Source organism: Lentzea roselyniae (genome assembly GCF_039537795.1).
GTDB lineage: Bacteria > Actinomycetota > Actinomycetes > Mycobacteriales > Pseudonocardiaceae > Lentzea > Lentzea atacamensis.
The window spans coordinates 1-4,524 of record NZ_BAABBE010000096.1 but is presented as its reverse complement, the minus strand read 5'-3'; the positions used below and the strand labels follow the sequence as shown (position 1 = coordinate 4,524).

Annotated in this window: 4 protein-coding genes and 1 pseudogene; 1 reads left to right on the top strand and 4 read right to left on the bottom strand. The window is 67.9% G+C overall.

Annotated features, from left to right (window positions below; translation table 11 throughout):
* Positions 1-204: 204 nt before the first annotated feature.
* From ABFX45_RS45860 to ABFX45_RS45850, 3 genes are read right to left on the bottom strand one after another with little or no spacing between them, the layout of a single operon-like run.
* Complete coding sequence (locus ABFX45_RS45860; RefSeq protein WP_346137370.1) at positions 205-1,119, bottom strand: SdiA-regulated/phytase-like domain-containing protein; 915 nt, start codon at positions 1,117-1,119, stop codon at positions 205-207.
* Positions 1,120-1,154: 35 nt separating this feature from the next.
* Positions 1,155-2,600, bottom strand: coding sequence for a GTPase HflX (hflX, locus tag ABFX45_RS45855; RefSeq protein ID WP_109640488.1), 1,446 nt, complete (start codon positions 2,598-2,600; stop codon positions 1,155-1,157).
* A gap of 25 nt (positions 2,601-2,625) precedes the next feature.
* Complete coding sequence (locus ABFX45_RS45850) at positions 2,626-3,126, bottom strand: ArsR/SmtB family transcription factor (protein ID WP_267900104.1); 501 nt, start codon at positions 3,124-3,126, stop codon at positions 2,626-2,628.
* Positions 3,127-3,180: 54 nt separating this feature from the next.
* Between ABFX45_RS45850 and ABFX45_RS45845 the strand changes: the two genes are divergently transcribed.
* Complete coding sequence (locus ABFX45_RS45845) at positions 3,181-4,419, top strand: MFS transporter (protein WP_346137369.1); 1,239 nt, start codon at positions 3,181-3,183, stop codon at positions 4,417-4,419.
* Between the two features lie 8 nt (positions 4,420-4,427).
* On the opposite strand, the pseudogene ABFX45_RS45840 reads toward ABFX45_RS45845, so the two are convergent.
* Positions 4,428-4,524: pseudogene (locus ABFX45_RS45840) on the bottom strand (IS982 family transposase); the annotation flags it as partial.

The window sequence follows — 4,524 nt, the reverse complement described above, 5'->3', positions numbered from 1 at the left end:
ACGGCTCGATTCGTTCCCACAGGTCGTCGGACACGATCCATGGTGGCTGCTCACCCTTCCTCACCCCACCATGATCAACGATCATGGAAGTTCAGTCACCACAGTTGATCAATCTGTTAGGAACTCTAAGGGGCAGGTCAGCGGGCCGCGACGAAGATCACGGCGAACTGTGTTAGCGGCGGTGACGCAGCGGAGAGGCCGCGGTCAGGTTCGACGGCGCAGGCGCAAGCCGATGACCAATGCGGCGATGAGGACGATGCCGCCGAGCGTCAGGGCCAGGGGCCAGTTCTGCCAGGAGCTCGACGAGTTCGGCGGGGCGGCTTGGGGTTGGTCGGCTGCGGGTGGCGGCGGCGTCGTGGTCGTCGGCGCGGGTGGCTGCGCCAGGGCGGCGGCTCCGGCCACGGCGCGGATCGGGGTGCCCGCGCCTTCGGAGGCGGACAGCAGGGTGCCGTCCGGGTCGAAGGCGATGGCCTCGCCTTGGGGCTCGTTCGGCAGGGGGACGCGGACCGGGTCGCCGGACAGGGCCTTGGCCACGTCACCGTCGGGGACCGGGAAGAGGTAGGCGTCGGTGTAGGTGCGCAGGGCGATGACGGAGCCGTCGGCCATAGAGGCGGCGCCGGTCACCAGGCGCGAGTCGAGGGTGCCTTCCAGGGGTCCGCCTGGGGTGTCCGTGCTGGACAGCGTTACGCGGGCCACCTGCTCCAACGGAACTGATATATCGGTTCGGAGCGCCGCCGTCGGGCGATATACCAGCGCAGAGCCGAGGGGTTCCTTGGTGACGATGTACGGCATGCCGGACTTGTCGATGAACAACGCCTCGGCGTCGTGTTTGCCGTCCGGGTAGGTGACGCGGAACCGCTCCACGGCGCCTGAAGGTGAAACCTTGTGCAAGGCGACCGTGGAGCGGGACTTGTTGTTGTCGCCGGTGTCGGCGGCCCAGAGGGTGCCGTCCGGCGTCATCGCCAGGTCTTCGACGTCGAAGGGGTCCACGGGCGCGGTGATCGTGCGTTTCACGACGCAGTCGCGGCCGAGGACCTGGATGCGCAGCGTGCCGTTGTCGCTGTCGCTGACGGCGAAAAACTGTTTTCCGTCGGACGTGAGCCCGGAGAGCTCCTGCATGACTACCGGGCACACGTCCACCGGTGGAGGCGGGATCAAGCAGGCGTTCCGTTCGTCGCGAACTCCTCGAGGAGGCCGGCGAGGTCCGGGCGCACGCGGGCGCTGAGCAGCGTGCCCGACTCCGTGTGCTTCTCGGACAGCACCTCGCCGTCGCGGTGCACGCGGGCGACGACCTCGCCGCGCGCGTACGGCACGAGCGCCTCGACCACGACCTCTGGGCGTGGCATGAGCTCGGCGATGCGGACCCGCAGTTCCTCGATGCCGAGGCCCTTGTGCGCCGACACGAACGACGCGTCCGGGAACAGGTGCCGCAGCCTCGCGAGGCCCAGGTCGCCCACCGCGTCGATCTTGTTCACGACGAGCAGCTCGCGCGGCATCGGCGTGTCGTTCTTCGCGTTGATCTCGGCGAGGACCTCGCGCACGGCGCTGACCTGCTTCTCCGGCATGCCGTCGGAGCCGTCGACCACGTGCACGAGCAGGTCGGCCTGGCCGACCTCCTCCAGCGTCGAGCGGAACGCCTCGACGAGCTGGTGCGGCAGGTGCCGGACGAAGCCGACGGTGTCCGTCAGCGTGTACGGCAGGCCTTCCGGCGTCAGCGCGCGGCGGGTCGTCGGGTCGAGGGTGGCGAACAGCGCGTCCTCCACCAGGACTCCGGCGTCCGTCAGCGCGTTGAGCAGTGACGACTTGCCCGCGTTCGTGTAACCCGCGATGGCGACGCTCGGAATCTCGTTCGCCGTGCGGCGGCTCCGCTTGGTCTCGCGGATGACGCCGATCGCGGCGATCTCGCGACGCAGCTTGGCGATGCGCGCACGGATCCTGCGACGGTCGGTTTCGATCTTGGTTTCACCGGGACCGCGCAGACCCACACCGCCGTTGCCGCCGCCGGCACGACCACCGGCCTGCCGCGACAACGTCTCACCCCAGCCGCGCAGACGCGGCATCAGGTACTGCAGCTGGGCCAACTCGACTTGAGCCTTGCCCTCCTTGGACCGCGCGTGCTGCGCGAAGATGTCCAGGATGAGCGCGGTCCGGTCGATGACCTTGACCTTCAGCTTCTCCTCCAGCTGACGCAGCTGGCCGGGTGAGAGCTCACCGTCGCAGATCACCGTGTCCGCGCCGGTCGCCTGCACCACGTCACGCAGCTCGGCCACCTTGCCGGAGCCGATGTACGTCGCGGGATCTGGCTTGTCACGCCTTTGCACGACGCCCTCGAGCACCTCGGAACCAGCGGTTTCGGCGAGGCGGGCGAGTTCGGCGAGGGAGGCGTCGGAGTCCGCTGCCGTGCCCTCGGTCCACACCCCGACGAGCACGACCCGCTCCAGGCGAAGCTGCCGGTACTCGACCTCGGTGATGTCCTCGAGCTCGGTGGACAACCCGGCGACACGGCGCAGTGCGGCGCGTTCGGCGAGTTCGTAGTCACCTGTCGAGAAGTCGTCTTCCCACTCGGTGTCGAACTCTGTGCTCTGGATGTTTTCCGTCATTTGCCCTTCATCGTCCCACGGACCTTCAGTCCCCCGGATACACCGCGAGGTAGATCGCCACACGGGGAACTTCCGGTCTGACCGGTTGCGCGGCCAGCTCATCCAACAACGAAGCGAGCCGCTGTTTTAGTTCCTCCGGGTCGACGGTGACGACCAGGCGGCTCTGATCCACGTTCTCGAGCCCGATGTCGGCAACCTCGCCGAGAAAAGCGTGCAGCATCGCTTCGCCGACGGCGACCATATTTTCGCTGTTGTCGAGCTGCCACGACAGGCCTGTCGACCGATAGGGGATCTCCTTGGCGCCCCGGTTGCCCGCGCGTGGCGGCATCGCTTCGAGGAATCCGGCGGCGACGAGCTTGCGCACGTGGTGCAGCGTCGTGGCGGGGTCCTTGCCGAGCCGCTGCGCCAGCTCCTTGTTGGTGAGCGGGCGGTCGAACGTCATGCGGATCATCCGAAGCCGCAGGTCAGAGCTGAGAGCCGCAGCTTCTTCCTTCGTCGCGGGTCGTCGCTTCGGGGAAAGTGGCACGCGTTCAGTCTAAGTGATTGACAGCTTCCAATCACTCAGCGCAGACTCGTCGGCATGGCGCTTTGGGGGCACCCCGACTTCCGCAGGCTCTGGATGGGCGACACGATCAGCCAGTTCGGCGCGAGTGTCGGCATGACGGTGGTCCCGCTGCTCGCGGCGGGTGTGCTGAACGCGACACCGTTCGAGATGGGCCTGCTGGCCGCGGCGAGCCAGATGGCGTTCCTGGTGATCGGCCTGCCCGCGGGCGTGTGGGTCGACCGGATGCGCCGCAAACCGTTGATGATCGCGATGGACGTCGCCCGCGCCGCGCTGATGCTGAGCGTTCCGGTCGCGTGGTGGCTGGGGCTGCTCGGCCTGCCGCAACTGGTCGTGGTGAGCCTCGCGGTGGGCGTGTGCACGGTGTTCTTCGACGTCGCCTACCAGTCGTACCTGCCGTCGCTGGTCGGGCGCGGTCAGCTCGTCGAGGGCAACTCGAAGCTGCAGGCCAGCCTGTCGGTGGCGGAGGTGTCCGGACCGGCGATCGGTGGTTACGCGGCGCAGTTCCTCGGCGCGGCCAACGGTGTGCTCGCGACCGGACTCGGCTACCTGAGCTCGGCGTTCTTCCTGGTCCGGATCAAGACCGTGGAGCCGGCGCCGGAACGCCACCCCGACCCGCAGTTGCGTCGCGAGGTCATGGAGGGACTGCGGTTCGTCTTCCGCAACGCCACCTTGCGCAAGATCGTGGCCTGCACCGGCACGTCGAACTTCTTCCACGGCATCCAGGCCGCCGTGATGGTGCTGTTCCTGCTGCAGACCGTGAAGCTGAGCGAGGGAACGGCGGGCCTGGTGCTCAGCGCGGGCGGCGTCGGCGGTGTGCTCGGCGCGGCCTTCGCGTACAAGATCGGCCTGCTCGTCGGGCAGGCTCGGATGATCTGGCTCATTCCACTGCTGACCTGGCCTTTCACCCTGGCGCTGCCGTTCATCTCGGACGGCTGGGGGTTGGTTCTCCCGATGGTCGGCCTCGCGGTGAACGTGTTCGGGATCGTCGTCTACAACGTCGGCCAGGTGAGCTATCGGCAGGCGATCTGCCCCGACCACCTGCTCGGCCGGATGAACGCCTCGATCCGCTGGGTGGTGTGGGGTTCGACGCCGCTGGGCGCACTCCTGGGCGGCGGGCTCGGCTCGTGGATCGGGATCGTGCCGACGCTGTGGATCTCTCTCATCGGCGCCGTCGCCGGGGCGGCGTGGGTGGTGTTCTCACCGTTGCGGACGATGCGTGACCTGCCGGCCGAAGCTAGATGGTTGATTCCGTGAAGTTGGTGTCAGTGATCGAACGCGGTCAGTGAGCGTTTGCTGGTCACGCCCGCCTCCCAGTTGTGCCAGATGCCGGCGGCCATGGCCAGCAGGCGCTGAGCGACA